The organism is Pseudidiomarina salilacus, assembly GCF_047323925.1.
Taxonomy (GTDB): domain Bacteria; phylum Pseudomonadota; class Gammaproteobacteria; order Enterobacterales; family Alteromonadaceae; genus Pseudidiomarina; species Pseudidiomarina salilacus.
This window is the reverse complement of the sequence record NZ_CP178751.1, coordinates 489,428-515,257: the sequence shown is the minus strand read 5'-3', so window position 1 is coordinate 515,257 and position 25,830 is coordinate 489,428. Positions and strand designations below refer to the sequence as shown.

General features: G+C 49.0%; 29 protein-coding genes and 1 tRNA gene. 14 read left to right on the top strand and 16 right to left on the bottom strand.

The features are described 5' to 3' along the window. Positions 1–14: 14 nt before the first annotated feature. The 6 genes from ACJ8W9_RS02440 to ACJ8W9_RS02415 are packed head-to-tail and all read right to left on the bottom strand — an operon-like array spanning position 15 to position 5,602. The gene (locus ACJ8W9_RS02440) at positions 15–746 is read right to left on the bottom strand and encodes a DUF1365 domain-containing protein (RefSeq protein WP_411360241.1); all 732 of its coding nucleotides are present in this window, start codon (positions 744–746) and stop codon (positions 15–17) included. Next, the gene (locus ACJ8W9_RS02435) at positions 736–2,016 is read right to left on the bottom strand and encodes an NAD(P)/FAD-dependent oxidoreductase (protein WP_411360239.1); all 1,281 of its coding nucleotides are present in this window, start codon (positions 2,014–2,016) and stop codon (positions 736–738) included. The genes ACJ8W9_RS02440 and ACJ8W9_RS02435 overlap by 11 nt, the downstream gene beginning before the upstream one ends. Before the next feature lie 25 nt (positions 2,017–2,041). Beyond that, positions 2,042–2,761 (bottom strand): SDR family NAD(P)-dependent oxidoreductase, encoded by a 720-nt coding sequence (locus ACJ8W9_RS02430; RefSeq protein WP_411360237.1) that lies wholly within the window; start codon positions 2,759–2,761, stop codon positions 2,042–2,044. Then, entirely contained in the window at positions 2,758–3,207 is a 450-nt protein-coding gene (locus tag ACJ8W9_RS02425) for a nuclear transport factor 2 family protein (protein WP_411360235.1), read from the bottom strand. The genes ACJ8W9_RS02430 and ACJ8W9_RS02425 overlap by 4 nt, the downstream gene beginning before the upstream one ends. 53 nt (positions 3,208–3,260) lie before the next feature. Beyond that, positions 3,261–4,664: a deoxyribodipyrimidine photo-lyase gene (gene phrB / locus ACJ8W9_RS02420; protein WP_411360233.1), complete on the bottom strand. Its 1,404-nt coding sequence runs from the start codon at positions 4,662–4,664 to the stop codon at positions 3,261–3,263. Next, positions 4,664–5,602, bottom strand: a complete 939-nt coding sequence (locus ACJ8W9_RS02415; protein ID WP_411360232.1) for a YbgA family protein — start codon at positions 5,600–5,602, stop codon at positions 4,664–4,666. The genes phrB and ACJ8W9_RS02415 overlap by 1 nt, the downstream gene beginning before the upstream one ends. Before the next feature lie 139 nt (positions 5,603–5,741). Between ACJ8W9_RS02415 and ACJ8W9_RS02410 the strand changes: the two genes are divergently transcribed. The 3 genes from ACJ8W9_RS02410 (at position 5,742) to ACJ8W9_RS02400 (ending at position 7,708) form a co-directional block, all read left to right on the top strand. Further along, positions 5,742–6,338, top strand: a complete 597-nt coding sequence (locus ACJ8W9_RS02410) for an LON peptidase substrate-binding domain-containing protein (protein ID WP_411360230.1) — start codon at positions 5,742–5,744, stop codon at positions 6,336–6,338. A 70-nt stretch (positions 6,339–6,408) separates the two neighbouring features. Continuing rightward, positions 6,409–7,029 carry a sigma-70 family RNA polymerase sigma factor gene (locus ACJ8W9_RS02405; RefSeq protein WP_034729706.1) on the top strand — a complete coding sequence of 207 codons (621 nt, stop codon included), beginning with the start codon at positions 6,409–6,411 and terminating at the stop codon, positions 7,027–7,029. Next, the gene (locus ACJ8W9_RS02400; RefSeq protein WP_411360228.1) at positions 7,022–7,708 is read left to right on the top strand and encodes a ChrR family anti-sigma-E factor; all 687 of its coding nucleotides are present in this window, start codon (positions 7,022–7,024) and stop codon (positions 7,706–7,708) included. The genes ACJ8W9_RS02405 and ACJ8W9_RS02400 overlap by 8 nt, the downstream gene beginning before the upstream one ends. A gap of 62 nt (positions 7,709–7,770) precedes the next feature. Here the strand turns inward: ACJ8W9_RS02400 and ACJ8W9_RS02395 are convergent, their stop codons facing one another. The 7 genes from ACJ8W9_RS02395 to thrS form a co-directional block, all read right to left on the bottom strand. Continuing rightward, positions 7,771–8,064, bottom strand: coding sequence for an integration host factor subunit alpha (locus tag ACJ8W9_RS02395; protein WP_034729714.1), 294 nt, complete (start codon positions 8,062–8,064; stop codon positions 7,771–7,773). Positions 8,065–8,067: 3 nt separating this feature from the next. After that, the gene (gene pheT, locus ACJ8W9_RS02390) at positions 8,068–10,455 is read right to left on the bottom strand and encodes a phenylalanine--tRNA ligase subunit beta (protein ID WP_411360226.1); all 2,388 of its coding nucleotides are present in this window, start codon (positions 10,453–10,455) and stop codon (positions 8,068–8,070) included. A 14-nt stretch (positions 10,456–10,469) separates the two neighbouring features. Then, positions 10,470–11,450 (bottom strand): phenylalanine--tRNA ligase subunit alpha, encoded by a 981-nt coding sequence (pheS, locus tag ACJ8W9_RS02385; RefSeq protein WP_411358309.1) that lies wholly within the window; start codon positions 11,448–11,450, stop codon positions 10,470–10,472. A 96-nt stretch (positions 11,451–11,546) separates the two neighbouring features. Then, complete coding sequence (gene rplT / locus ACJ8W9_RS02380) at positions 11,547–11,900, bottom strand: 50S ribosomal protein L20 (protein WP_411358308.1); 354 nt, start codon at positions 11,898–11,900, stop codon at positions 11,547–11,549. A 16-nt stretch (positions 11,901–11,916) separates the two neighbouring features. Continuing rightward, on the bottom strand, positions 11,917–12,114 hold the full coding sequence (gene rpmI / locus ACJ8W9_RS02375) for a 50S ribosomal protein L35 (protein ID WP_034729724.1): 198 nt from the start codon (positions 12,112–12,114) through the stop codon (positions 11,917–11,919). A 76-nt stretch (positions 12,115–12,190) separates the two neighbouring features. Next, complete coding sequence (infC, locus tag ACJ8W9_RS02370; protein ID WP_034729726.1) at positions 12,191–12,733, bottom strand: translation initiation factor IF-3; 543 nt, start codon at positions 12,731–12,733, stop codon at positions 12,191–12,193. Between the two features lie 19 nt (positions 12,734–12,752). Beyond that, positions 12,753–14,669 carry a threonine--tRNA ligase gene (thrS, locus tag ACJ8W9_RS02365; protein WP_411360224.1) on the bottom strand — a complete coding sequence of 639 codons (1,917 nt, stop codon included), beginning with the start codon at positions 14,667–14,669 and terminating at the stop codon, positions 12,753–12,755. Between the two features lie 142 nt (positions 14,670–14,811). Here thrS and ACJ8W9_RS02360 point away from each other — a divergent pair, with 142 nt between their 5' ends. Both ACJ8W9_RS02360 and ACJ8W9_RS02355 read left to right on the top strand, forming a co-directional pair. Next, positions 14,812–15,702, top strand: coding sequence for a DMT family transporter (locus ACJ8W9_RS02360; protein WP_411360222.1), 891 nt, complete (start codon positions 14,812–14,814; stop codon positions 15,700–15,702). Positions 15,703–15,752: 50 nt separating this feature from the next. Then, the gene (locus tag ACJ8W9_RS02355; protein ID WP_034729733.1) at positions 15,753–15,950 is read left to right on the top strand and encodes a CPXCG motif-containing cysteine-rich protein; all 198 of its coding nucleotides are present in this window, start codon (positions 15,753–15,755) and stop codon (positions 15,948–15,950) included. A 98-nt stretch (positions 15,951–16,048) separates the two neighbouring features. On the opposite strand, the gene ACJ8W9_RS02350 is transcribed toward ACJ8W9_RS02355, so the two are convergent. Then, positions 16,049–16,663, bottom strand: a complete 615-nt coding sequence (locus ACJ8W9_RS02350) for a riboflavin synthase subunit alpha (RefSeq protein WP_411360220.1) — start codon at positions 16,661–16,663, stop codon at positions 16,049–16,051. On the opposite strand from ACJ8W9_RS02350, the gene ACJ8W9_RS02345 reads away from it, so the two are divergent. The 4 genes from ACJ8W9_RS02345 to ACJ8W9_RS02330 all read left to right on the top strand — a co-directional run bounded on the left by ACJ8W9_RS02345 (position 16,662) and on the right by ACJ8W9_RS02330 (position 20,241). Next, on the top strand, positions 16,662–17,717 hold the full coding sequence (locus ACJ8W9_RS02345) for a DUF3080 family protein (RefSeq protein ID WP_411360218.1): 1,056 nt from the start codon (positions 16,662–16,664) through the stop codon (positions 17,715–17,717). The genes ACJ8W9_RS02350 and ACJ8W9_RS02345 overlap by 2 nt on opposite strands. 98 nt (positions 17,718–17,815) lie before the next feature. Further along, on the top strand, positions 17,816–18,196 hold the full coding sequence (locus ACJ8W9_RS02340; RefSeq protein WP_411360216.1) for a DUF6746 family protein: 381 nt from the start codon (positions 17,816–17,818) through the stop codon (positions 18,194–18,196). A 9-nt stretch (positions 18,197–18,205) separates the two neighbouring features. After that, on the top strand, positions 18,206–19,042 hold the full coding sequence (locus ACJ8W9_RS02335; protein ID WP_411360214.1) for an AAA family ATPase: 837 nt from the start codon (positions 18,206–18,208) through the stop codon (positions 19,040–19,042). Further along, on the top strand, positions 19,042–20,241 hold the full coding sequence (locus tag ACJ8W9_RS02330; RefSeq protein ID WP_411360212.1) for a vWA domain-containing protein: 1,200 nt from the start codon (positions 19,042–19,044) through the stop codon (positions 20,239–20,241). Before ACJ8W9_RS02335 ends, ACJ8W9_RS02330 begins: the two co-directional genes overlap by 1 nt. Here the strand turns inward: ACJ8W9_RS02330 and ACJ8W9_RS02325 are convergent. Next, on the bottom strand, positions 20,195–20,641 hold the full coding sequence (locus ACJ8W9_RS02325) for an Rrf2 family transcriptional regulator (protein ID WP_411360210.1): 447 nt from the start codon (positions 20,639–20,641) through the stop codon (positions 20,195–20,197). The genes ACJ8W9_RS02330 and ACJ8W9_RS02325 overlap by 47 nt on opposite strands. Positions 20,642–20,681: 40 nt before the next feature. Then, positions 20,682–21,236 carry a hypothetical protein gene (locus ACJ8W9_RS02320; protein ID WP_411360208.1) on the bottom strand — a complete coding sequence of 185 codons (555 nt, stop codon included), beginning with the start codon at positions 21,234–21,236 and terminating at the stop codon, positions 20,682–20,684. A 128-nt stretch (positions 21,237–21,364) separates the two neighbouring features. On the opposite strand from ACJ8W9_RS02320, the gene ACJ8W9_RS02315 reads away from it, so the two are divergent. The 5 genes from ACJ8W9_RS02315 to ACJ8W9_RS02295 all read left to right on the top strand — a co-directional run bounded on the left by ACJ8W9_RS02315 (position 21,365) and on the right by ACJ8W9_RS02295 (position 25,821). Then, positions 21,365–22,003 carry a TetR/AcrR family transcriptional regulator gene (locus tag ACJ8W9_RS02315; RefSeq protein WP_411360206.1) on the top strand — a complete coding sequence of 213 codons (639 nt, stop codon included), beginning with the start codon at positions 21,365–21,367 and terminating at the stop codon, positions 22,001–22,003. Continuing rightward, complete coding sequence (locus ACJ8W9_RS02310) at positions 22,000–23,655, top strand: isovaleryl-CoA dehydrogenase (protein WP_411360204.1); 1,656 nt, start codon at positions 22,000–22,002, stop codon at positions 23,653–23,655. The genes ACJ8W9_RS02315 and ACJ8W9_RS02310 overlap by 4 nt, the downstream gene beginning before the upstream one ends. Before the next feature lie 9 nt (positions 23,656–23,664). Beyond that, positions 23,665–25,155, top strand: coding sequence for a class I adenylate-forming enzyme family protein (locus ACJ8W9_RS02305; RefSeq protein WP_411360202.1), 1,491 nt, complete (start codon positions 23,665–23,667; stop codon positions 25,153–25,155). 152 nt (positions 25,156–25,307) lie between these two features. Continuing rightward, positions 25,308–25,384, top strand: a tRNA-Val gene (locus ACJ8W9_RS02300). A gap of 149 nt (positions 25,385–25,533) precedes the next feature. After that, a complete protein-coding gene (locus ACJ8W9_RS02295) occupies positions 25,534–25,821 on the top strand; it encodes a BON domain-containing protein (RefSeq protein ID WP_413694484.1) in 288 nt (95 codons plus the stop codon). The last annotated feature ends 9 nt before the right edge of the window (positions 25,822–25,830 follow it).

Genomic DNA, 25,830 nt, shown 5'->3' with positions numbered 1-25,830 from the left:
CTTCCTTAATATTGTTATGGATGGTCATAAATAGGTGTCTTTTTCAACCACAACCGCAATGCTTGCCAATAGATAGCTGCAACGGTAGTGATGGTATTTATCGGATACCTAATTAATACGTTACGAATGCTTTTGCGGTTCAATTCAACACGACGTAATCGTAATGTAGCACTAAAATGTCGCTCGCCTTTCACCGCTGCAAGGTGAATCGTACTGCGATTATCAGGTTGTTGATAAGGTGGCGTTATTTGCCATTCGTAGCGCATATCGATGGGATTAAATGGTGATACATGAAAGGCTTTGTCGTGACTCAATGGCTGTGTCAGGTCAAGTAAATAATAATGCCGTTCGTTCCACGGGGTATTACTTACTTCGGCGAGCATGTGGCTATACTCAGTTGCGCCTTCGGGTAGCAAAAAATAACAATTGATAGGGCTAAAATAGAGACCCATGGTGCGTAAGTTACCGAGAAAAAAGACACGCCCGGTTAATTTGCTACCAGCAAGTGCCGACATTTTGTCTCTCACTGCAGTGGCTAAATCGCCCTCGGTGCCACGCAAATAATCCGCGCGACGAAACCAAATTGGTGCAAAACCTTTATAGGAAAAAGCCCAACTTTGTTGGGCTACTTCGGGTAACTCATCTAATGCCAACCACCACTGCGCGGTTGGATAATCAAAAGTATGCTGCGTAGGTCGCGTTCGTTTGTGAAAGACGCGACCACGCAAAATGGCGCTACTCAGCATGCCACTTAACTCCAAGGCGTTGTGTTACATCGAGCGCACTACGCACGCCATCCTCATGGAAACCGTTGTACCAGTAGGCACCGCAGAAATGCGTATGCTGTTGCCCACAAATTTCTGCGCGGCGTTGCCGAGCTGCCATGGAAGCAACACTGTAAACGGGGTGAGCATAAGTAAATCGCCGCAAAATCCGCTCTGGTTGAATCGCATCTGTGTTGTTTAAAGTAACACAAAAAGTTTCCGGAGCATCAATGCCTTGCAAGATATTCATGTCGTAGGTAACCGAGCTTGGTCGAGTGCGCGCATCATCGCCATGATGCAATAAATAATTCCAGCTTGCCCATGCCCGCCGCGCACGTGGTAACAAACGAATATCTGTATGCAGTACAACATCATTGTCTTGATACGGAATCGCACCTAATACCTGCTGTTCTTCGACGCTTGGGTCGGCTAATAACGCTAGCGCCTGATCGCTGTGACAGGCAAATATGACCTCATCGAAATCCTGCAACTCGCCGTTGCCGAATTCAAGCGTGACATTGCTTTCACGATTCGCCATGTAGCGATGCACCTTAGCGATGTCGCAGTTGCTATGGATGCGCTCGCCTAAGTGACCAATGAGTGGCTCGATGTACGCTGATGAGCCACCTATAATCGTCGCCCACTGCGGTCGGTCGCTGACGTTCAACAGACCGTGGTTCTCAAAAAAGCGCAAAAAGAAATCGAGTGGAAACTCCGCTGCATCATCGATACTCGCCGACCAAATCGCCGCGACCATCGGCAATAAGTACATGTCAGCAACGTCTTGCGATAATTTTTGCTGCGCGAGGAACTCACCTAAGGTTTGCTGATTCGAACCCTGCCCTTTAACATGCGCAGCTTTCGCTTGCTTGTTGAATTTCACAATGCCGTTGAGAAGACGATAAAATGAAGGCCTCAATAGATTTCTACGCTGGGCAAACAAGGTATTCAATGAATGACCATTGTATTCAAGGCCGGTGGCTGGGTCACGCACACTGAAACTCATCTCAGTGTCGCGCCATTGCACTCCGATTTTGCGCATCAACGCGCGAAAATTCGGATATGTGCGGTCATTGAAAACAATAAAACCGGTATCTATGGCGTAGGTTTTCCCTTGCACTTCTACTTCTACGGTGCGTGTGTGTCCACCGATGTAGTCATTCTTTTCAAAAAGTTGTACGTCGTGTTGTTCGTGCAGCAAATGCGCACAGGTCATGCCGGCGATGCCGCTACCAATAATTGCTATCTTCATTCAGGTCCCTGCTGTACTACATCGGTTATTTAGAAAAGCGTCGCGACAACGCAACTTGCCACGACTGCGGTAGCCGTGACGAAAATTTAAGGAACCAACCAAAGGTTCGCGGAAACGTGATATCGAGTTTATTCTTCTCAATACCTTTACGAATCGATGCTGAAGCAAATTCTGGAGTCACTTGCATCGGCATTTCGAAGTCATTTTGCGAAGTCATTGGAGTTTCAACGAAACCAGGTGACACGCTCAAGACTTTGATACCTCGTGGCGCAAGGTCCACTTGCAAACTACGGGTAATGTAATGGATTGCGGCTTTCGAACCACCGTATGCTTCTGCTTTGGTAAACGGCAATAGGCGTGCCGTACTGCCGACAATCACCAGCTTGCTACCCGCTTTTAGATTCGGCAACAAAGCTTCAACGCAACGCATGGTGCCAACCACGTTGACGTTGAACACACGGGCAAACATATCAGCTTCGAAATGGTCGATATCAACGTATTCGCAGACCCCAGCACTCAATATGACCACGTCAATGTCGGTGTAGAAACGCAAATTTTGCAATGTTTCATCTGCATGGGTGATATCGAGTTGTTGTCCTGCAATGGCATCTGGGAACTCCTGCTCGAGCGCCTGCAAAGCTTCTTTGTTGCGACCGCAAGCGACCACGTGATGTCCGGCTTTGGCATAATCCATGGCAAGCTGCTTGCCAATTCCAGAGGTCGCACCAGTAATGAGTACATTCATGCGGGAATCATCCTTGCTTTAATTTTTTTGATAACGTAACCAAGCACGGCTACATGCTCATAAATCATTGCGCCGAGGTCATAATAATCGCGTTGCTGAATGATTTTGTCGTCTTTCATTTCCAAATGGCTAACACCGGGCAACACAATTTCTTGTCCGTCAGCTATTTTCGGGTGCATCAGCCGCATTTGCCAATTAACAAAGAAGTGTTCGCCATTCTCTGCGTACTCAGTAAAGGCGAAATGACACTGCTCGACATTTTCCATGGTCGCTTTGAAATACTTCTGCAGATCTTCGAGGCCATGAACTTGGTGAATCGGATCGATAAAAGTGACTTCTTTGTGATACAAATCGCCCAATGTATCGATACTTACATCGGCAAATTCATCATAATGTTTGCGTAAGCGTTTGATGATGTCGTGCTGTTCTTGCTGCTCGTCTGTCATGTGTTACCTCCGCGTTCCCATTGTGACTTTCATTATCATTATAGTTACGACTGCTACAATGCCTTGAACTTGCGTAGAAAGCCTTCCCGTGCCTCTTTGTGATCGACTATCGGTGCCGGATAATCGACATCGCTAAATTTCAGCCACTGTTCCGGTGCGTGAATTTCACGTTGCGGACAATGAGCTAACTCTGGCACATACTTACGAATATAGCTGCCGTCGGGATCAACTTTTTGACTTTGCGAAGTTGGATTGAACACCCGAAAATAAGGCACTGCGTCCGTGCCTGTCGATGCACTCCATTGCCAACCACCATTGTTTGCGGGAAAGCTGCCATCGATAAGGTTTTGCATAAAGAACTGCTCACCTTTTCGCCAGTCGATATGTAAGTCTTTGACTAAGAAATTAGCAACAATCATTCGTACCCGATTGTGCATCCAGCCTTCTTGTTGCAGCTGCCGCATTCCTGCATCGACAATGGGATAGCCCGTGCGTCCTTCACACCATGCTTGAAAGTCGGACGCACTGTCATTCCAAGGAAACGCATCAGTATGGGGCTGAAACGCTTGCCCCCAACTCAAACGCGGCTCTGCATCCATCAGGTGTTGATAGAATTCGCGCCAAGCTAATTCACTCAGCCAGGTCTGCGCCCCTTCATTAAGGCCATCTGGAAACTCAGGCGCAAGTTGCTGCAATCGTCGGGCCGCGGTAACCGGACCTAACGCCCCTAATTCTAAATACGCAGATAACTTCGAGGTGCCATGAATTGCCGGCAAATCACGATCAGCGTTGTAATCGGCGACCTGTTTGGCAACAAAAGCGTCTAGTTGTTGCCACACGGCATGCTCACCGACCACCCACGCCGAGCTGTCACGTCTCGCATAATCAACGTTTTGCGGAAAGCTCGGACACTGCACGGCAGACCTATTTGGCTTTTCATACGGTTGTGGTAAGCCCGTGGTACGTAAATGCTGCTGCCATGATTTGAAGTAAGGCGTAAATTTCTTGTAGTAGTCACCGGCTTGTGTTCGTAGAATCGGCGGAACTAAGACCTCCCCGTGGAAACTGGTCACTGCCACTCCATTATCGGCAAGCCAATTGCGGGTTGCACGATCGCGGCGTTGTTCGTGCAACGGATATTCACAGTTCCAATAAACCTGTCGAATCTCATGCTTAGCGCAAAAATCGCGCACCACGCGCGGCACTGTCTGCCAATCGCGTACACTTTTGATGTGCAGTGCAATCCCCCACTCTGCAGCCTCTTGCTGCAGTTCCTTAAGATGACGGAGCAATAAATCGACTTTTATCGGTGCCCAATCATGCGCTTGCCACTGCGCTTCGCTATATAAATACAAGCCGAAAATCGGTTCGTCAGAGGCGCAAGATTGTAACGCTGCGGCGACCGTCGGGTTATCACGTAAGCGTAAGTCATTGCGAAACCATATCAATTGTTTCATTACAGGCCGTACCTAAGTTTCAAGTCGTTTGGATAAGGATTCAAATAGCGTTGCCCCGCTAAATAGTCATTGGGGAACAGACGTTGGTAATGCCGTAAAAGCGTCAGCGGCACCAATAAAGGTTCAATTCCATTGCGATAAGCTAACACAGCTTCACTCAGTTCGGCGCGTTCATCATGACCCAATTGATCAGAAAAATAGCCCTGAATATGCTGCAACACATTGGTGTGATTCGCACGTGTGGCAGGCTTTGAGAGCGCCGCCATGAGCGTCTCGATGTAATGGCGCAAGAACTCGTTGGTCATCTCTTGTTGCTCTGCTAACTCGCGACCGATGATGCGATAAGCTTGTTGATTATGAGCTAATAAAAGTAATTTAAGGCTGGTATGAAACCCTAATACTGCAGATTTTTTCGGTTGCGAGCCAAGCGCTTGCCATGCAGCATACACAAAGACGCGCATGACAAAATTCTCGCGCAACAGTGGATCGTTTAAGCGCCCGTCTTCTTCCAGTGGAAGCGCAGGATAGCGTTGCTGCAGTTGCGCCGCAAAAATACCGGTTGCTTCTTTTTGTGCGTGGCCAGTTGCAGGGTCGTAAAGTTTGACCCGCTCCATCCCGCAGCTTGGCGACTTCGCACACAGCACATAACCACTGATTTGCTGCAAATGTGGCGTGGCGCGTTCGGCAAAACCAATCAATCTTTCGGTGACATCCTCACCAGTTTTTGGCACCACGGCACGAGTACCGTTTTCATGAGCCTCAAGTCGAATCGTCGGGCGCGGCACCGGCATCCCTATGCCAACTTCTGGGCATAGCTTCACAAACTCAACGTGCCGGCCAAGCTCGTTGGCACAAAAAGCCGAACGTTTGTGGCCACCATCAAAACGTACTTCGTCACCCAACAAACAGGCACTGATCCCAACCTTTATCGTTTGCATATATCCCTCTACAACATTGGTCTTCCGAGCATTACGAAAAGTGTTAAAAAAAGTTCATTGCAATAGATCTAATTAAAGTTATACCACGTAACCACATCAACTAATGATAAACAAGCGCTGAAATCTAGAGGCAATCGATATGCATCGTGCACTCACCAACATTCCACTATTTCCACTATCGGGCCATGTTTTGCCTGGCGGTGTGATGCGACTACGCATCTTTGAACCACGGTACATCCGCATGGTTCGAGAAGTGTGCGCGCAAGACGATGGTCGCATAGGTATGTGTATGTTCAATGAGCACGGTTCCATTGAAGCCAACTCGCACATCCACCCAATCGCCACCCTGGCGCGCGTCATTGACTTTGAACATCGCGACGACGGTTTACTCGGCATAACTGTCGAAGGCGTAGACGCTTGTCAAATCGACGCAATTCACTCTGACAGCGATGGCTTGCGTCGTGGCGCGGTCCACATTATTGATCACTGGCCACCGACAGAGCTACCACCGCAGTTTCAACATCTAGCAGAGCGCTTATGCCAAGTTTATGCTGAATACCCCGAGCTGGGGTCTTGTCCGGGTGATGACCGTTTAGGACGCGCTGATTGGATTTGTCAGCGCTGGCTAGAATTATTACCGGTGAATGCAGAAACTAAACAGGAATTGCTGCGCGAACCGTCTTGTGAACGCACATTGGATTACCTTTCTGGGTTGATTAATGAAAGTGAACAATAGACTGTGATCCATACCTATACAAGTTGCGTAGTAGGAAAGTAACTTGAGGAATTATCCAACAGGTAATACTATGCAGACAGTGACTACACCAAAACTAGAACGGAAACATATGTCCTCTGCGCAGCCTGATGATCCAGACCATGCTGCGGCTTTGCTCGCCCTAGTAGCAAACGAACAATCGCGCCAAGCTTTTAGCGAATTGTTTCACTACTTCGCTCCGCGCTTAAAAGCCTATGCAACTCGTCAATTCGGAAATGAACAGACCGCGATGGACCTGGTTCAGGAAACGATGACGAATGTTTGGAACAAAGCACACTTATTCAAACCAGATCGGGGTTCTGCTTCGACCTGGATTTTTACTATTGCAAGGAATATCCGTTTTGACTTCTTACGGAAAAACAAACATCGCCAGCATGATCTAAGCGCTGACGAATTGTGGCCCGTGTTAGCTGAAACGAACGATAGTCTCGATGACGACTATGCCCTCGATGATGATTTGTTAATGCAGCAGCTCGCTGGCTACTGCGAATCATTACCTAAAGCGCAGAGAACAGTTATCGAACTGATTTACGTGGAAGGGAAATCACAACAAGAGGTGGCGGATGCACTTGGCATTCCTTTGGGAACTGTCAAATCACGCACTCGCCTTGCGTTACAGAAGTTAAGAGAGTTAATTAACAGCGATGATTAAATTTCACCCAAGCGAACAGCACCTTTTTCATTACGTTACTGGTGACTTAACACCAGCAATGTTAATGATGGTAGGTACACATGTGGACATGTGTCCGCATTGTCAAAACGAGATTCGTCATATCGAAGAATCTTTGGCCCAAAAGGTATTCGGACAAGCACAAATGCCTGCAGAACTGACTGAACAGGTGAGTTTTGACGGTGATAACATGCTTGCTTCTATCATGTCGCAAACACCTAAGCGTATCACGCCGGTGATACTACAAGATGTGCCAAATGAATTAGTATTAGAAGGCAAACGCTTTCAGTTGCCAGGCACCCTTGCACGGAATCAACACCGTGTTGGTGAATGGCAGAAAATTCTTGGCCAAATGTGGCGCGCTCCAGTGCACGTAGGCGGCGAAGACGTTTTGACCTTTATCTATATGGATAAAGAAACGCGTGTGCCGGAACATACGCACAAAGGTCGCGAAGCAACTTTAGTGGTGAACGGAGTCTTTAATGACGAACGTTCTGAGTATCGTGATGGCGACTTTATCTTCGTTGATGACAGTGTGGTCCACACGCCAGAGACTCGTCATGAAGACTGTTTAACCCTGTCGGCGCTTGACGCACCGATGCACTTTACGTCTGGCTTGAGCCGCTTGCTCAACCCGTTTAGTAGCTTATTCTTTAAGTAATACTTATCATCATCGCTGTAAACACAAAAAAGCCGCTCATTGAGCGGCTTTTTTATTGGGTGTTACTTTGGTTTAGCGTTGCTGACCCTTTGCTTAAGCTTTTGTCCGGGTCTAAAGGTGACTACACGTCGCGCCGAAATCGGAATATCTTCTCCGGTTTTCGGGTTGCGGCCTGGCCGCTGGTTCTTGGTGCGTAACTCGAAATTACCAAAGCCCGATAATTTGACTTCCTCACCTTGTTCTAACGTACGACGTATTTCTTCAAAGAAGTTTTCGACCAAATCTTTCGCATCACGTTTATTGATGCCAAATTTTTCGAACAAATGTTCCGCCATTTCTGCTTTGGTCAGCGCCATAGCTTACTCCCTCAGGGTTGCCCCAAATTCGTTTGTCAGCATCTCTACCACTGCCTTCACAGCGGTATTGATTTCGTGATCTTCAAGCGTGCGCTCTGGATGCTGTAGCGTCAGCGATAAGGCTAAACTGCGGTATCCGTCAGCAACGCCCGTTCCTTCGTAAACGTCAAATAAGTTTAGGTCAACCAAGTGATTTACGCCAATATTTTCAATAGCCTTGAGGATCTCCCCTGCGGCAAGTTGGGTTGGCACCACAATAGCTAAATCACGACGAATCGATGGAAAACGTGAGATCGTTCGAGCTTGCGGCAACATCTTAGGTTGGATTGCGGCTAACTCTAATTCAAATACGAAGGTACGACCATTCAGGCCCAATTTCTTCTCGAATTGTGGGTGAATGGCGCCAACATGACCGACACATTTACCGTTTTTGAAGATGCCTGCCGACTGACCTGGGTGCAACGCCGGATGGCTATCTGCGGTAAAGGTAAACGCGTGCGCCTCACCAGTACGGACCAGCAATGCTTCTACGTCGCCTTTGATATCATAGAAATCAACCGCGCGTTCACCTTCTTGCCAGTGCTCAGTATGTGCTTTACCCGCTCGAATACCAGCGATCATCGGCTGTTGCGACACCCCATTCTCTGCCTTTTCTTGTGGTAAAAAGCGCAAGCCGGTTTCAACAAACGCGAGGCTTTGCTGTTGGCGTTTTTGGTTATGCGCAACAGCGCCAATAAGGCCTGGCCATAAACTCACACGCATGGAAGACATTTCGACGCTTATGGGGAATGGCAACGTCAAGGCGGCCGCATCATCAAACAACAAGGCTTGATGCTTAGGATCGACAAAGCTGTAGGTAATGGCTTCTTGGTAGCCACGGTCAATGAGCAGCTGTTTCAGCTTACTGACCGGCAATTGTGCTTCTTTGCGCGGCACCATGCGTAGCGAAGCTGCCGGAGCCGCCGCCTCGATGCGGTGATAGCCATAAACGCGCGCGACTTCTTCGATTAAGTCTTCCTCAATGGCAATGTCGAAACGGAAGGTTGGTACGATGACGTCCCAGCCCTGCTCTGTCGCCGTCACCGCAAAGCCCAAACGTTCAAGGATCTCGCTCACTTCAGCATCGGCAATGGTGATACCTAAAACTTTACTGAGGCGCGCCGAGCGCAATTGCACATTTGCAGGCTGTGGCAAGTGACGCTCATCTTTAGCTTCGACAATCGGACCTGCTTCACCGCCACAAATCTCTAGAATAAGCTGTGTTGCGCGTTCCATCGCCGTGCGCTGAAGCTCAGGATCAACGCCACGCTCGTAGCGATGAGACGCATCCGTATGCAAGCCGAAGCGGCGTGCGCGCCCAGCGATTGCGTCTGGCGCGAAGAATGCACTCTCGAGGAAAATATCGCGGCTGGTAGTGGTAACGCCACTGCCTTCACCACCAAAAATACCGGCCATTGCGAGTGCTTTTTGTGCGTCGGCGATCACTAAAATATCATCGTCGAGGGTCACTTCGTTACCATCAAGTAACGTCAACTTTTCGCCTTTTTCCGCCATCCGCACATGCACATCGCCTTGTAACTTAGCGTTATCAAAAGCGTGCATCGGATGACCAAGCTCTAACAACACGTAGTTGGTCACATCGACCACGGGGTCGATAGCACGGATGCCACTGCGACGCAGGCGCTCACGTAACCATAGGGGCGTTGCTGCAGTCACATCAACGTTACGAACCACACGGCCGAGGTAACGCGGACATGCTGCCGGCGCGTCAAGCACAATAGCGCGCTGCTCGTCATGTGCGGCAGCGACAGTCGCAATCTCAGGCTCAGTCACCGCTAAACGATTCAATACTCCCACTTCGCGCGCAATACCGCGCAAACCTAAACAATCGGCACGATTTGGCGTTAAATCGACGTCAAAGGTGGCATCGTTAAGTTCTAAGTAGTCACGGTAGTCCATGCCCACGGGAGCATCAGCAGGTAATTCAATAATACCGTCATGGTCATCGTTCAAGCCTAGTTCCGCATTAGAACACAGCATGCCATTTGAGGGTTGTCCACGTAACTTGGCTTTTTTAATCTTGAAGTCACCTGGTAAAACAGCACCAATGGTCGCGACCGCAACTTTTAGTCCGGCACGGCAGTTTGGTGCGCCACACACAATAGTAGCCGGCTCGTCAGTGCCGATATCGACTTCTGTCACTTGTAGTTTATCGGCATCAGGGTGCTGCCAGCACTTGGTGACTTCGCCCACAACAACGTTATTAAATGCTGGGGCTACGGGTGCTACATCATCGACTTCCAAGCCAGCCATGCTCAGCTGTTCCGCTAAGCCGATTTGGTCTAGTGCTGGATTGACCCAGCTACGCAGCCATTTTTCGCTAAATTTCATTTGAGCACCCGAACTTAATTAAACTGTTTCAAGAAACGCACGTCGTTCTCAAAGAACGCACGCAAGTCATTTACGCCGTAGCGGAGCATCGTCAGACGCTCAACCCCCATACCAAAGGCAAAACCGGTATATTTCTCGCTATCAATCCCCACTGCCTGTAGTACTTTCGGATGCACCATACCGCAACCTAAGACTTCTAGCCATTGACCGTCTTTGCGACGCACATCAACTTCAGCTGAAGGCTCTGTAAATGGGAAATACGAAGGACGGAAACGCACTTCTAAGGATTCTTCGAAGAAGTTTACCAAGAAGTCTTCAAGAATGCCTTTGAGCTGGGTAAAGCTCACATCGGTATCGACCATTAAACCCTCGACTTGATGAAACATCGGTGTGTGGGTCTGGTCGTAGTCGTTACGGTACACGCGGCCTGGAGAAATAATCCGCAGTGGCGGTTGTTCCGTTTCCATAGTACGGATTTGTACGCCCGAGGTCTGCGTACGCAACATCGTTGTTGGGGTGAAATAGAAGGTGTCATGATCCGCACGCGCAGGGTGATTGGCTGGAATATTCAGCGCATCGAAGTTATGAAAGTCATCTTCGACTTCGGGGCCTTCAACCACTCGGAAACCTAAATCACCGAAAAACTGCTCAATACGCTGAATGGTCTGCGTCACTGGATGGAATCCGCCCACCGCAGGACGACGCCCTGGCAAGGTCACATCGATGCGTTCAGCGGCAAGTTTTTCGGCTAACTGTGCTTGTTTCAGGGCTTCGTTACGCGCATTAATTGCTTGCTGCACCTGCTGTTTAGCGACGTTGATAGCTTGGCCGGCAGCTGGACGTTCCTCAGCAGAAAGTTTGCCCAAGCTTTTTAATTGCTCAGTTAATAGACCTTTCTTGCCCATGTATTCGACGCGTACTGCGTCGAGCTCTTGCGGTGTATTTGCTGCAGCAATGGCCGACTCGGCTTGTGCAACAATGTCATTTAACTCCATGACCTTCCTCGTTTAACCCCTGTAAAGGCGCTTATCATAGCGAAAAACCATAAAAAAAGGGAGCAATCTTGCTCCCTTTTTCAACTTCTTCGTGGCTTACAGAGAGCTTTTTGCTTTCTCTACCAATGCAGCAAAACCATTTTGGTCGTGAACTGCGATGTCAGCCAGAATTTTACGATCGATTTCAACAGATGCTTTTTTCAAACCGTTGATAAAGCGGCTGTATGACAAACCGTTTTGACGTGCCGCAGCATTGATACGCACAATCCACAATTGACGGAATTGACGCTTTTTGTTGCGACGGTCACGATAAGCATATTGACCTGCTTTAATAACCGCTTGCTTCGCTACGCGATAAACGCGTGAACGAGCACCATAATAACCTTTCGCCTGCTTCAGGACTTTCTTGTGACGCGCTCGCGCCGTCACACCACGTTTTACTCGTGCCATTTGCTATCTCCTTCCCTTACGCGAATGGTAACATACGCTGAACTAAGCCAACATCAGACTCGTGCACCATGCTCTTAGCACGTAGGTGACGCTTCCGCTTTGAGCTCTTTTTGGTCAGGATGTGACGCAAATGAGACTGTTTACATTTGAAGCCGCCTGAAGCGGTTTTCTTAAAGCGCTTTGACGCGCCTTTTTTGGATTTCATTTTCGGCATGAAAATTACTCCGCATTGTTAATTGAAAGTGTAACAGGGTGAGGACAGCAAACGCTGGCCTACTTGTGTACCACAGTTACTTCTTAGCAGGGGCCAGCACCATAATCATCTGGCGACCCTCAGCCCGTCTCGGGAACGACTCAACAGTAGAGATTTCTTGTAAATCGTCTTTAATACGATTTAGCAATTCAATGCCCAACTCTTGGTGCGCCATTTCACGGCCACGGAAACGAACGGTGACTTTGGTTTTGTCACCCCCCTCGAGGAAGCGAGTCAGGTTGCGCAGTTTTACCTGGTAATCGCCCTCATCTGTGCCAGGACGGAATTTGACTTCCTTGACCTGAATCTGTTTCTGATTTTTCTTTTGCTCTTTCGCGTTCTTAGCTTTTTCGTAGAGGAACTTGCCATAATCCATCAGACGACATACTGGTGGCTCCGCATTTGGGCTAATTTCCACCAGATCAACACCGGCCGTTTCGGCCTTTTCAAGAGCTTCTTGAATACTTACGACACCAATCTGTTCACCTTCAACGCCGATTAAGCGAACTTCGTTCACGCGAATATCTTCGTTGATACGATTTTTGTCAGCAGGTTTCTGAGTTCTTTTTCCGCCTTTAATGGGTCATTCCTCCAATAAATTAACTAATTTTGCGACTACGTACTTCGTCTTGCAGCTCAGCAATAAATTGCTCAAGGCCTTTTACGCCTTGGTCTTCGCCGCGACGCGTACGTACCGCAACCGCTTGGTTCTCGACTTCTTTATCGCCAACAACCAACATATAAGGAACACGTTTTAATGTGTGCTCGCGAATTTTAAAGCCTATTTTCTCATTTCTCAAGTCAGCTGTCGCCCTAAATCCGAGTTTATTCAACTCTTTTACGGTATTTTTGACGTAATCTGCCTGATTATCGGTAATATTCATCACCACGACCTGCGTTGGCGCAAGCCATAATGGGAAATAACCCGCATATTCTTCAATCAAAATCCCCATGAAGCGCTCGAGTGACCCGAGAATCGCACGGTGAATCATGACCGGCGTGTGACGTTCGTTGTCTTCGCCCACATAAGTCGCGCCTAAGCGCCCTGGTAGGGCAAAATCCAACTGAATGGTGCCACACTGCCATGCGCGACCTAAGCAGTCGTGCAAGGTAAATTCAATTTTCGGACCATAGAAAGCGCCCTCGCCCGGCAAGTAGTCGAACTCGATACCGTTGTTCTTCAACGCTTGCGCCAAAGCTTGCTCAGCGTGATCCCACACGGCATCATCACCTAAACGTTTTTCTGGACGGGTAGAAAGCTTCACGACGATGTCTTCGAAACCAAAGGTTTTGTAAGTTTCGTACACCATCTTGATACAACCGCTCACTTCTTCTTGAACTTGGTTATCGGTACAGAAGATGTGTGCATCGTCCTGCGTGAAGCCACGCACGCGCATCAAACCATGCAACGCACCAGAAGGTTCATTGCGGTGACAGCAACCGAATTCAGCCATGCGTAACGGTAAATCACGATATGATTTCAAACCCTGATTAAAGATTTGCACGTGGCCTGGGCAGTTCATCGGCTTAATCGCATATTCGCGATTCTCTGACGCGGTGGTGAACATCAGTTCTGAGAACTTTTCCCAGTGCCCTGATTTTTCCCACAGTACGCGGTCCATCATGAACGGACCTTTCACTTCTTGGTACTTGTATTCGCGCAACTTTTCGCGAATAAACATTTCGAGCTCTTGGAAGACGGTCCAACCGTTGTGATGCCAGAACACCATTCCTGGCGCTTCTTCTTGCCAGTGGAATAAGTCTTGTGCTTTACCGATTTTGCGGTGGTCGCGTTTTTCGGCTTCTTCTAAGCGCTGTAAATAGGCTTTGAGCTGCTTTTTATCAGCCCAAGCAGTACCATAAATACGTTGCAGCATCTTGTTATTTGAATCGCCGCGCCAATACGCACCAGCCGATTTCATAATTTTGAAATGCTGGCAAAAACGCATGTTAGGGACGTGCGGTCCGCGACACATATCGACGTATTCTTCATGATGATAGAGGCCAGGACGGTCATCTTGACTGATATCATCATCTAAAATTTCAACTTTGTAAGGCTCATGCCGCTCGACAAAGACTTCGCGGGCTTCTTTCCAACTGACTTTCTTTTTAATCACGTCATATTCAGTTTTTGCCAACTGCAACATGCGCTTTTCGAGAGCATCCAAATCGTCTTGGGTAAGCGCACGATCTAAGTCAACGTCGTAATAAAAACCATTGTCAATGACTGGCCCAATCGCCATTTTCACTGCTGGAAACATTTGTTTCAGCGCATGCCCAAGCAGGTGCGCACACGAGTGACGGATGATGTGCAAGCCATCTTCGTCTTTCGGTGTGATGATATGCACGGTGGCATCATCGGTGATCAGATCACAAGCGTCAGCGAGCTGACCGTTGATTTTGCCGGCAACCGTTGCCTTGGCAAGACCAGGACCGATATCTTGAGCTACTTCGAGAATGGAAACGGGTTTGTCGAAAGCGCGTTGACTTCCATCAGGGAGCGTTACTACAGGCATGCTTACATGTTCCTTTAACAGTGGTGACACCTACCAAGTGCCACTTGTGATTCAACGAGAAGCCGCAACTATACCGTACTGAACGAAGTGACGCAACGCGGCTATTGGCGTGGTCTAGAAGCACGGTTACAATAGCCGCCCTATGGACAATTTTATCGGCCCGCTTGCCGCCCTCCTCGCTGCCTTATTTTGGGCCTGTGCCACGCTACTTTATAGTCGTGCAGGCAGCTATTTGAATGCCGCTCAATTAAATTTAGTAAAAGGTTTTGTAGCTGTCCCCTTGCTTGCGCTGTTTGCGCTGCTTAGCGGCGAGCTACTGGCATTTGATGGTAGTGCCGCAGCATGGCTGCTGCTTGCTAGTGGCGTCATCGGCATCACTATTGGTGACACCCTCTATTTTGGCGCGTTGCGGCGCATAGGCCCATGGTATGCCATGCTGTTCGAGTACTTAGCACCGCCATTTGCCGCGCTCATTGCTTGGTGGTGGCTACAAGAAGCGATGACCGTTAGAGAACTCGGTGCAGCGCTGGTGGTTTTAATGGGTATTTTTGTCATTATTAGCGAACGCTCACCGCAGTCGCAAACGCACCGACTATCACTGAGCGGCATGGCTGCCGGAACAGGTGCTGCGCTCTGCCAAGCATTAGGTTTGGTCATGGCCTTTGAAGCACTCGCAAGTTTCGCCGTCAGCCCATTGCAAGCGGCGCTAGTGCGCCTTGCCGCTGGCACCCTAGCACTGACCCTAGCTTTGCTGCTGTTGAAACCGAAAATCATAGGTCAAACCAAAGCAGCGCTGCGCCATACCTCTATTCCTTGGTTAATGGTGGCGATCATCATGGGCACGTTGCTAGCCATTTGGCTGCAACAAACCGCTATTGCTTATCTCCACCCAGGCCTCGCACAAACCCTGCTTGCCACAGCTCCGCTGTGGTTGATCCCGATTCAATGGTTGCGCGGCGAACCACCAAGCACACGCAGTATTGCCGGCGCACTAGTGGCTGCGGCAGGCATTACATTGTTATTTTGGCGCTGACTCCATTCATCGATCATACTGCTAGTAAATGCTGCTGTTACGAGGTAGGTATGAACACAGAGAAATTACATGATGCGGCGGTACGCTGCCCCCATTGCGGCCATAACATTCACCTAGCAATTGATGCATCGCAAGGCGCTCAAGATTATCAGGATGAATGTCCGGCGTGCGGAAGTGATGTGCATTTGGCGATCGAGGTCGACGAGTTGCACGATAAAATCATCGTCAAAATCGACCCCGACGAATAACCTCGTTATTCGTTATTCGTGCGTTCGGCTTCGCCTCACTGTTCGTGCGCTCACTTCGTTCGCTGTTCAAAGCACGCACGAACAGCGAAGCGGACGAATCACGAATATCGCTGTTGGGCTAGGTAGCGGTTGACGGTGTCGACGATAGTAATGGTCTGCTGATCGAACTCTAAATTGACCCGCGTTCCAGGCTGCGCTGACTTTAAATTCGTTAAACGCAATGTTTCTGGAATTAAATGCAACGAAAACTGACTGTCGTGAACCTGACCAATGGTGAGACTTGCGCCATTGACGCTGATAAAACCTTTTGCGAATACATAGGCTTGAAATTCTGCCGGAAACCGAATCCACATGGCCCAGTTATCTGCAGTTTCGGTAATGGTTTCCACCACCCCGGTGGCGTGAATATGCCCCGAAACATGATGCCCACCGATTTCGTCACCCACTTTTAATGAACGTTCGAAATTAACCTCAGATCCGACTTCTAGCTCACCTAAATTGGTAAGACGCAAGGTTTCATCGATGACATCAAACTGTACCGTGTTTGTGTTAAATTGAACCGCTGTCAGACAAGTTCCGTTTATAGCGATACTGGCACCAATTTCTAGATGCTCGAGAAACCGCGGTTCAACTTGCACGGTTAAACGACGAAAGTCAGGTTTATTTTCGATAGCAACAACTGCTGCTTGGCATTGCACAATACCGGTAAACATGATGCGACCTTATGTTCAGTTCCAAATGACGTCGATTATTGTAAGACTTCGCCGCGCGCTTGGCTATGTTTGTGCGGCACTATTGCTCAGCGGCTGCAGTGACTTACCCGCCAGCTTAAAAAGTCTCAATGATTATCAGCAACGCGTCACCAACACACTTGATCAACCGGCGGTGAGCTTTACTGTGCCGAACTACCCGCGTTTGCCTGCAAGTCGTGACCTGCAAGTAGAAGTGCCGCGGGTGAGCATTTCGCTGTTAGATGCTTGGCGCATTGAAAGTTGTCCAGCGGCGCAACTCATCGCTGAGCGTAACAGCGCACTAGGCAAACTCAGTCAGGGCGTCACTCGTTACTATGGTGATTTGCTGTTAGTTGATGCGGGTAGAGAATGCGTTGCTACATTGCGCGCGGAAGATCCCAACTTAGCTGAGCGCCTTGCTGCGGCCTTGCAACAAAAGGCGGCCACTCTTGAGGCGGCTCGGCAACAAGCGATAGCCAGCGATGACGCCCTGCGCCATGCGCTGCGCATGGGCGCAAATGGGTTACTAGAAGCCGATGACGCAGTTTTTGCTGAACAACTCGCTGCCCTTGAACAAGTGGTTTATGCACTTGAGCAAAGCCAACCGCAAAGCGATGCAGCGCGCGTGGAAGCAGCGCTCCAAACCATCCATCAAAGCGACTATCTACCGAGCTTGTGGCGTACCCTGCAAGAACAATCGGCTTACCTCGCGCAATTAGCCACTATCACAGATAACCTTGCTGAACGAGCCGGCTGCGATGCGCCCTCACGCCCCCAGCGGGCTGAAATATTACATACAGTTTTCTTAAAGTTTTTTATCGGTGAAGTGCAGCCACAATTAGCCGCCGTTACCGCACAAGGACAGCGAGCAGCCGTCGTTTTACAGCGCTTACAAGCCCTCACGTCGCAGCCATTGCTGCAGGATTATCTAGCTCAACTTCAAGGCAGCGTTGCACAATTGCGGGTAGCCACCAAAACGCATGTGCAGCCGTGGCAAAATTTCTTTACTGCATGTGAGTTCACTCCCGGCGGCTGAGACGATGCAACGGGACTACCTCTCTTGGTGTATCGACAATCATAGGGTATTATTGATAATAATTCTTATTCACAAATTAATTTAATGAGGTGTTTTAAATGAAATCCTTGATGATGTTGAGTGCAGCTACTTTGTTAAGCGTTGCCACCACTAGTTTTGCCGACGACCAAGAGCGTTATGAGCATTTCTCGGGTCAGCCAGCTAAAAACCTTGACCAAGCATTGTTTAACCTGAAGAACTTTAACGCCAAAATGGCTGAAATTATGGCGAAAGATGAGCTGACACCGCAAGATATGGCGACCATTCATCAACTCAGCTATACCCTTGAAAATGCACTGCAACGCCTCGATGAAGAAGTAGATACCATGCAAGAAGTACTTGAAGAAGTTCACTTAGCCTCTGAAAGCATGGACTACGAAACCGTGCGGAAGCAAGGTAAAGTGTACCTAGAAAGCACTGGTAAAATCGTTAAAGAATAAGGACCTATCATGCAATTTAGCAGTACATCGAGTTATATCGTTGCGGATGAATTAGCCCTTGCCGTCAATGCTGCGGTGACACTGGAAAAGCCCCTACTGCTGAAAGGTGAACCAGGCACTGGTAAAACCAAGTTAGCTGAAGAGCTGGCCGCAAGTCTCGGTGTACCGCTATTGCGTTGGCAGATTAAATCGACGACCAAAGCCCAACAAGGCTTGTATGAGTATGACGCGGTGTCACGTTTGCGCGATAGCCAACTGGGCAGCGATAAAGTGCATGACATTAGCAATTACATCAAGCCCGGTAAATTGTGGCAGGCTTTTACAGCTGCGCAGCGCCCGGTATTGCTGATTGACGAAATTGATAAAGCGGACATTGAATTCCCCAATGACTTGTTGCACGAGCTCGACCAAATGGAATTTCATGTGTACGAGACCGGTGAGCAAATTACTGCACAGCAACGCCCTATCGTGGTGATTACCTCGAACAATGAAAAAGAGTTACCGGATGCGTTTTTGCGTCGTTGCTTTTTTCATTACATCAACTTCCCAGATGTCGCCACCTTGAGCGATATCGTTCGCGTTCATTATCCAGACATTCAGCGCGAGTTACTGCGAACTGCTCTCGAAGTCTTTTTTGATGTGCGAAAATTACCAAACTTGAAGAAAAAGCCATCCACTTCAGAACTGATTGATTGGTTGAAACTGTTACTGGTGGAAGCTATCGACCCACAACAGCTGAAAGACAGCAAAGGCCTGATGCCAATGTTTGGTGCACTGTTGAAAAACGAGCAAGATGTGCAATTGGTAGAAAAACTCGCATTCATGGCACGTCGCCGAGAAAGCTAATGCTGATTGAATTCTTTTTCTGTCTGCGCAAGCACGGCTTAAAAACCAGCATTACTGAACTGCTCGATTTATTAGCAGCGCTTGAACAGCAGCTGGTGTTTGCCGACATTGAAGCCTTCTATTTTTTAGCGCGGTTAACCTTGGTAAAAGATGAGAGCCAATTTGATCGTTTTGATCGCGCCTTTGCTGAGTATTTTGAGGGCGTGGAACAGGTTGATCTGGCCAGTGCAATTCCAGAAGACTGGCTGCGACGCTCGCTACAACGCCAACTCAGTGATGAAGACAAAGCCAAACTGCAAGCTTTAGGCGGCCTTGACGGATTGTTAAAGGCTTTTCAAGAGCGCCTGAAAGAGCAACAAGAGCGTCATGCTGGTGGTAATAAATGGATTGGTACCGGCGGTTCTTCACCCTTCGGTGCTTATGGTTTTCACCCAGAAGGTATTCGCATCGGTCAAGATGGTTCGAATGCCCGGCGTGCAGTCAAAGTTTGGGATAAACGCGAGTTCCGTGATCTCGACACCGACAGCGAACTGAATAATCGCACCATGCAACTGGCCTTGCGCAAGTTACGTAAATTCGCACGCACTGGTAGCGTTGAAGAGCTCGATCTCGACGAAACCATTCGCAAGACCTCACAAAAAGCAGGACTGCTTGATTTGCAATGGCGGCCCGAACGGCACAACGCTGTAAAAGTATTGATGCTGTTTGATGTTGGCGGTTCGATGGATGATTTTATCTACGAGTGTCAGCAATTATTCGGTGCCGCACGCAGTGAATTTAAGCACTTGGAATTCTATTATTTTCACAATTGCGTCTATGAGCATGTGTGGCAAGCGAACGAACGCCGTTTTAGTGAAAAGATTCCGACGAAAGAACTGATCAACCGCTATGGTCGAGACTACAAACTGATATTTGTCGGTGATGCCACCATGGGCCCTTATGAAATTGCCTACCCCGGCGGCAGTGTCGAACACTGGAACGAGGAGCCCGGTGCGGTGTGGATGCAGCGTTTACTGAATCACTTCAGCAATGCCGTATGGCTCAACCCGCAGCCACAAGAGCATTGGCGTTGGCACCATTCCATCGATCTCATGCAAGAACTCATGGCGAACCGCATGTATCCCATGACTCTCGATGGTATCGGCGACGCGATTAACACGCTGTTGAAAAAATCTGCTGTAACTGCGCCCGTTTCTTGAGTAAGTCCTGTAGCGTGAACTGATGCAAGTGCTGATAGAAAAGCTCTTTACCCTGCCCTACAATCGCATTCAGTTCACAGGCTGGTAGCGCCACACAGTAAGGATTGTGGCATTCAATCCAGGGCTCATCGCCTTCCAGTTGTCGGATTACATAGTCGAGATGAATGGTCTCTGGTGCTTGAGCCAATAAAAAGCCACCGTTCTTGCCTCGGCGAGTTTCTATCAAATTGAGCCGCCCCAAATGATGCACTACCTTATTGACGTGATTCGCTGATAACGAAAAGGTATCGCAAATTTCGCGAATCGTTGCGAGCTTACGTTCACCTGCAGATCTGCCTTCAAATGCCGCCAAATACATCAGGATTCGCAAGCCATAATCGGTATATTTCTTTAATTGCATAACGCTTTACTCGAAAAACTTGATCTGCGTTAAAGATACATCACTGATGCATATTATGGAATACCTCTACGGCAACACTTGCACCAGCAAGGCGTTGGTATAGCTTGCGTTTTCGTTGCAGCGGCCACCAGTCATATAAAAAAATTTGAATCGGCCGCCACATTGCCACCCACCCGGCAATGACCAAACCGTGCGCTAAAACACCGAGCAAACTGTCGGCGGCAAATTGCAGCTCAAGATAGCTGCTTAACAAATGGCAAGCGATTAAAAAACTAACCCCAATCAGCAAACTCCAGCGACCATTCCGAAATAGCTGACGTAATTGCAGGCGCTGTGCTTCTACCCTGCTTAAATAATAGCTTTTCACCGCTTGTTGTAATCGCGTGCGAGCAGGTTCTAACTGTGGGCACTCAGCAACTGTCACCTTGATACGAAATGCACCTTTATGCGGCAATTCTTCCGCCCACCCCGTTATAAAGTCTTCTGCTTGCGGATCTAAATCTCTGCCCACAAAGGGTGTAGGGTCAAGTGAATTGAACAACTGCTCAATCCGTTCAACCTGCAAATGAATGGTCTGCACAATATCTTGCTTCATATAGACACTCTATTTAGGCGATGTACAACGAGTATGAACCAAGGTGCAGACGCTGGGAATAAATTATCGTTGATCTAAAAAATGAATCATGATTCACTTCTTTAAAACAGCAGCATATCGGATCGACGATGGCCTACCGTGAAACCAATAGAGTGCGAGAACGTAAACAAGCGACGCAGGAGGCAATCCTCCAAAGCGCACTGCAATTATTGAATCAAGCAGGATTCGCAGGCTTACAAATGGTAATTGTCGCCCGCAAGGCCAAGGTGGCTACGGGTACTGTTTACCGCTATTTCCCGTCAAAAGAACAGTTGTGCGCAGCAGTATTTAAGCACGCGACCGAGATTGAGGTTGCGCAGGTTGAGCAGCAGTTACACGTAACACAGCAATCCGCTGATCAACGCATCGCCGCCGCCTTAACGACCTTTGCACGGCGGGCTTTACGCGCTCCGGTGACCGCATGGGCATTAATCGCTGAACCGGTAGAACCTGCTGTTGTTGGGGCTCGACTTCTCTACCGCGAACGTTATGCGAATTTATTCGCACTGACCATCGAAGAAGGTATACGAGCAGGTATTTTTCCAGCACAAGACTGCGCATTAAGTAGTCGAGCGTTGGTCGGTGCTATTGCAGAAGCTTTGATTGGCCCTCTGGCCACCAAAGCGAACGAAAATCCAGAGGATGCCATCAGTCAGAGTATCCAATTCTGTCTGCAAGCGTTAACAGCCAAACCTTTTGCCGTCGATGCGGCTGGGAGTCTACGATGAACCATGATCGTTTTTTCGCAAAAACCCATAGCGTTGAGAACCAACCACCACTGCTCGAAGATTATAATTTGTACGCTGAAGACCAGGCTCTGCAAGCTGCTGTGCACCGCGAAGGGGCAAGCTGGGCCGAACAAGATATTGCGCGCTTTGGCGCGGAGTGTGGATTACCTGAGCGTATTGCCCTTGGCTTCGCAGCCAACGCCAACAAACCACAGCTATTGACTCATGATCGCTTTGGTCATCGTATCGACCAAATTGATTTTCATCCGAGCTATCACCAGCTAATGGATATTGCCATCACCGAGGGCTTACATGCCAGCCCTTGGTCTGATCCAAGACCCGGCGCACATGTGGCACGTGCGGCTAAGTATTATCTCCATACCCAAGTTGAGGCGGCACATGGCTGTCCAATAACCATGACCTTTGCCGCGATTCCAGCGCTACAACATCAACCCCAACTTCTGCAAAAATTTGGGCCCAAAATTATGGCGTCTCGCTACGATGGTCGGAATGTGCCGGATAGTATGAAAAGCGGTCTGACCATAGGCATGGCAATGACCGAAAAGCAAGGTGGCTCGGATGTCAGGTCGAACACCACACATGCGTATCCGGTAGCCCAGGCAGGTTCGGGAGAGGCTTATGAACTCGTCGGCCACAAGTGGTTTGTTTCGGCGCCAATGTGTGATGCATTTTTAGTGTTAGCACAGACCCAAAAGGGTCTTTCATGCTTTTTGCTACCGCGTTGGCGCCCCGATGGCAGCAAGAACGAGCTCCACATTCAGCAATTGAAGAACAAAATGGGCAACGTTGCCAACGCCTCCAGCGAATGCGAATTACGTGGCGCATTGGCATGGATGGTGGGCGAAGAGGGTCGCGGCGTACGCACCATCATCGAGATGGTCGCGATGACCCGGTACGATTGTATGATTGGTTCGTCATCAGGCATGCGCCAAGCCACTGTTCAAGCGCTGCACCATGCACGCCATCGCAGCGCATTCGGCGCCAAACTTAGCGAGCAACCCTTGATGCAAAACGTGCTTGCCGACTTGGCTCTAGAGAGCGAAGCTGCAATGACGTTAACGATGCGCATGGCGCGCGCCATGGATCAACAAGATCAAGAACACGAGCGGTTACTTGCCCGAATCGCCACTCCCATTGGTAAATATTGGATCTGCAAACGCACCCCTAATCACGCTTATGAAGCGATGGAAGTCATTGGCGGTATGGGCGTCATGGAAAACACCATTATGCCAAGGCTATTCCGTGAATCGCCGGTAAACGCCATCTGGGAAGGTAGCGGCAACGTGCAGTGTCTCGATATTCTGCGCGCGGTGCAAAAAGAACCGAAAGTGCTGGAAGCCTATTTTGCTGAGCTTACGAAAGGCACCGGGGTTGACCGCCGCTATGACAGCTTCGTCAACGATTTAAAAGCACACTTTAAGCAAACGCCACAACAAGAGTGGCAGTATCAAGCACGCTATTTTGCCGATCACATGGCGCTAGCGTTACAAGGGGCACTGCTCATCCAACATGCACCCAATTGCATTGCTGATGCATTCTGCGCCTCGCGCTTAACCGCCCATAGCAGTGCTAATTATGGCTGTTTACCCAGTGGTACTGATACCCAAGCGATTTTATCGCGCGCATTCTGAGGAGCATTTATGATTATTCCAGCTTACGTGGCGCGTAACGCCCGAAAATATCCATCTCATGAGGCAGTGATCGATGGCCAATTACGCGTCAACTGGCAGCAACTGAATCAACATATCGAGCAATTCGCTGCGCACCTCACCCAGAAACATGGCATACAACAAGGTGATCGTGTCTGTTTGGTGCTGCCCAATAGCTACACTTTTATTGTGGCGCATTTCGCAGTGCAGCGCTTAGGGGCTATTGTTGCCCCCATCAACGTCAAACTCACCGCAAGTGAGCTCAAGTATATTTTTAATGATGCCGAAACAAGTTTGGTGATCACCTGTGCGATGACCAGCTCTCAAGCGCTTCAAGCATGCGCTGATTTGCAACTGGCAAACCTTACTATTGATGACATGCCGACATACATCGACAAACATTGCGCAGATGACTCATTTATCGGGCTTGACGAACAAGCGATCGCTACGCCAGCGACCTTACTTTATACATCGGGCACTACTGGACGACCGAAAGGCGTGCTCTTCGACCACAAAGCACTCTTATTTGTAGGGATGATGTTCGCCACCGAAATGCAGTATCGTCCTGAAAGTCGATTGCTCTCGCTGATGCCATTTACCCATTCAGCACCGCTTAACTTAACATTGGTTGGGGGCACGATTATGGGCAGCACGCATGTGGTCGCCCCCACATTCACCCCTGACCTACTGTTGAATCTAGTTGAACAAGAACGCACCACACACTTCTTCGGAGCCCCCGTCGCCTACTTGCTGACCGCTCAACACCCGCAAATTGGCGCAGCCGATCTTAGCAGTATGACCCATTGGATCTATGGCGGTGGACCGCTGGCTGGCGATCATGCTCGGCGCGTGCAAAGAGCCTTTGCCAGTGATCAGTTTTACTGTGTCTATGGACTTACTGAAGCAGGTCCAACAGGAAGTTTATTGCTACCTGATGAGCACCGTGAAAAAGCAGGCTCAGTAGGCAAGCGTGCGGCGGCATTCACCGAGATACGTGTCGTTAACGAATATGGCGAGCTCGCGGCGGTCGACGAGCCAGGCGAAATTCATATTGGGGGTGAAGGTATCATGCGTGAATACTGGCGCAACACTAGCGCAACTCATGAAATCTTTACCAGCGATGGATGGATCCGCACTGGCGACATCGGCATACGCGATGCTGACGGTTTTTATTGGGTAAAAGATCGAATTAAAGACTTGATCATTTCAGGTGGTGTCAACGTTTACCCTCGCGAGGTCGAGGACGCGCTCGCCAGCCACCCAGCGGTGCTCGAAGTCGCAGTGATTGGCGTGCCTCATGAGCAATGGGGTGAGTCAGTAAAAGCCTGTATCGTACTACGCGAGACCATTGCCGAAAGCGTGTTACGTGCACACGTAGCAGAACGCCTCGCGGATTATAAACGCCCGCGTGAGTATGAATTTTTTGATGAACTTCCGCACAATGCCAATGGCAAAGTCTTGAAACATTTATTGCGGTCATAACGGCTAGAGATTTTATAGCTGGGCGCTATAGTGATGTTACTGTTCGATTATTACGCAATCGAGCAGCGAAACGGCAAAAAGCACTTGCACCGCTGATTAGGAATGACTAATATAGCGCCCGTTCGCTGTTCGCGAACTTCTATTTAAAATGTGCGTCCGTAGCTCAGTTGGTTAGAGCACCACCTTGACATGGTGGGGGTCGGTAGTTCGAGTCTACTCGGACGCACCATTTGTACTCTCGTAATCAAGTTTGTTAATCTTACTTTTGTGCGTTATCGTACAGACGACTCCATTGATTTCTCCTACTCTCTAGCCTTCAACCATCGTGGTTGATGTACATGAAGGCACCTAGCCATTACTACACGTAATATTTATGCAGTGTTTTTTCTCTGTTTAAGTGGTTTACTTTTGACCGGTTGCGGTGCTTCACCCGAACGCGAGAGTACCGGCGAGTACTTTGATTATTCTGTGATCACCACGAAAGTGAAAGCGGCTATTTTTAATCACCCTGATTTAACGGTGGCTGAAATTAACGTTGAAACGTTTAAGGGCGAGGTTCAATTAAGCGGTTTCGTCGGCTCGGTAGCCGAAATGAACACCGCGGTGATGGTCGCGCGCGAAGTTACCGGAGTAACATCGGTCAAAAATTCGATGCGTTTAAAGTAAAGGACGTTC

Coding starts and splice junctions, on each gene's coding strand:
- ACJ8W9_RS02440 (WP_411360241.1), bottom strand. CDS start 746: ATGCTGAGTAGCGCCATTTTGCGTGGTCGCGTCTTTCACAAACGAACG.
- ACJ8W9_RS02435 (WP_411360239.1), bottom strand. CDS start 2,016: ATGAAGATAGCAATTATTGGTAGCGGCATCGCCGGCATGACCTGTGCG.
- ACJ8W9_RS02430 (WP_411360237.1), bottom strand. CDS start 2,761: ATGAATGTACTCATTACTGGTGCGACCTCTGGAATTGGCAAGCAGCTT.
- ACJ8W9_RS02425 (WP_411360235.1), bottom strand. CDS start 3,207: ATGACAGACGAGCAGCAAGAACAGCACGACATCATCAAACGCTTACGC.
- phrB (WP_411360233.1), bottom strand. CDS start 4,664: ATGAAACAATTGATATGGTTTCGCAATGACTTACGCTTACGTGATAAC.
- ACJ8W9_RS02415 (WP_411360232.1), bottom strand. CDS start 5,602: ATGCAAACGATAAAGGTTGGGATCAGTGCCTGTTTGTTGGGTGACGAA.
- ACJ8W9_RS02410 (WP_411360230.1), top strand. CDS start 5,742: ATGCATCGTGCACTCACCAACATTCCACTATTTCCACTATCGGGCCAT.
- ACJ8W9_RS02405 (WP_034729706.1), top strand. CDS start 6,409: ATGCAGACAGTGACTACACCAAAACTAGAACGGAAACATATGTCCTCT.
- ACJ8W9_RS02400 (WP_411360228.1), top strand. CDS start 7,022: ATGATTAAATTTCACCCAAGCGAACAGCACCTTTTTCATTACGTTACT.
- ACJ8W9_RS02395 (WP_034729714.1), bottom strand. CDS start 8,064: ATGGCGCTGACCAAAGCAGAAATGGCGGAACATTTGTTCGAAAAATTT.
- pheT (WP_411360226.1), bottom strand. CDS start 10,455: ATGAAATTTAGCGAAAAATGGCTGCGTAGCTGGGTCAATCCAGCACTA.
- pheS (WP_411358309.1), bottom strand. CDS start 11,450: ATGGAGTTAAATGACATTGTTGCACAAGCCGAGTCGGCCATTGCTGCA.
- rplT (WP_411358308.1), bottom strand. CDS start 11,900: ATGGCACGAGTAAAACGTGGTGTGACGGCGCGAGCGCGTCACAAGAAA.
- rpmI (WP_034729724.1), bottom strand. CDS start 12,114: ATGCCGAAAATGAAATCCAAAAAAGGCGCGTCAAAGCGCTTTAAGAAA.
- thrS (WP_411360224.1), bottom strand. CDS start 14,669: ATGCCTGTAGTAACGCTCCCTGATGGAAGTCAACGCGCTTTCGACAAA.
- ACJ8W9_RS02360 (WP_411360222.1), top strand. CDS start 14,812: ATGGACAATTTTATCGGCCCGCTTGCCGCCCTCCTCGCTGCCTTATTT.
- ACJ8W9_RS02355 (WP_034729733.1), top strand. CDS start 15,753: ATGAACACAGAGAAATTACATGATGCGGCGGTACGCTGCCCCCATTGC.
- ACJ8W9_RS02345 (WP_411360218.1), top strand. CDS start 16,662: ATGATGCGACCTTATGTTCAGTTCCAAATGACGTCGATTATTGTAAGA.
- ACJ8W9_RS02350 (WP_411360220.1), bottom strand. CDS start 16,663: ATGTTTACCGGTATTGTGCAATGCCAAGCAGCAGTTGTTGCTATCGAA.
- ACJ8W9_RS02340 (WP_411360216.1), top strand. CDS start 17,816: ATGAAATCCTTGATGATGTTGAGTGCAGCTACTTTGTTAAGCGTTGCC.
- ACJ8W9_RS02335 (WP_411360214.1), top strand. CDS start 18,206: ATGCAATTTAGCAGTACATCGAGTTATATCGTTGCGGATGAATTAGCC.
- ACJ8W9_RS02330 (WP_411360212.1), top strand. CDS start 19,042: ATGCTGATTGAATTCTTTTTCTGTCTGCGCAAGCACGGCTTAAAAACC.
- ACJ8W9_RS02325 (WP_411360210.1), bottom strand. CDS start 20,641: ATGCAATTAAAGAAATATACCGATTATGGCTTGCGAATCCTGATGTAT.
- ACJ8W9_RS02320 (WP_411360208.1), bottom strand. CDS start 21,236: ATGAAGCAAGATATTGTGCAGACCATTCATTTGCAGGTTGAACGGATT.
- ACJ8W9_RS02315 (WP_411360206.1), top strand. CDS start 21,365: ATGGCCTACCGTGAAACCAATAGAGTGCGAGAACGTAAACAAGCGACG.
- ACJ8W9_RS02310 (WP_411360204.1), top strand. CDS start 22,000: ATGAACCATGATCGTTTTTTCGCAAAAACCCATAGCGTTGAGAACCAA.
- ACJ8W9_RS02305 (WP_411360202.1), top strand. CDS start 23,665: ATGATTATTCCAGCTTACGTGGCGCGTAACGCCCGAAAATATCCATCT.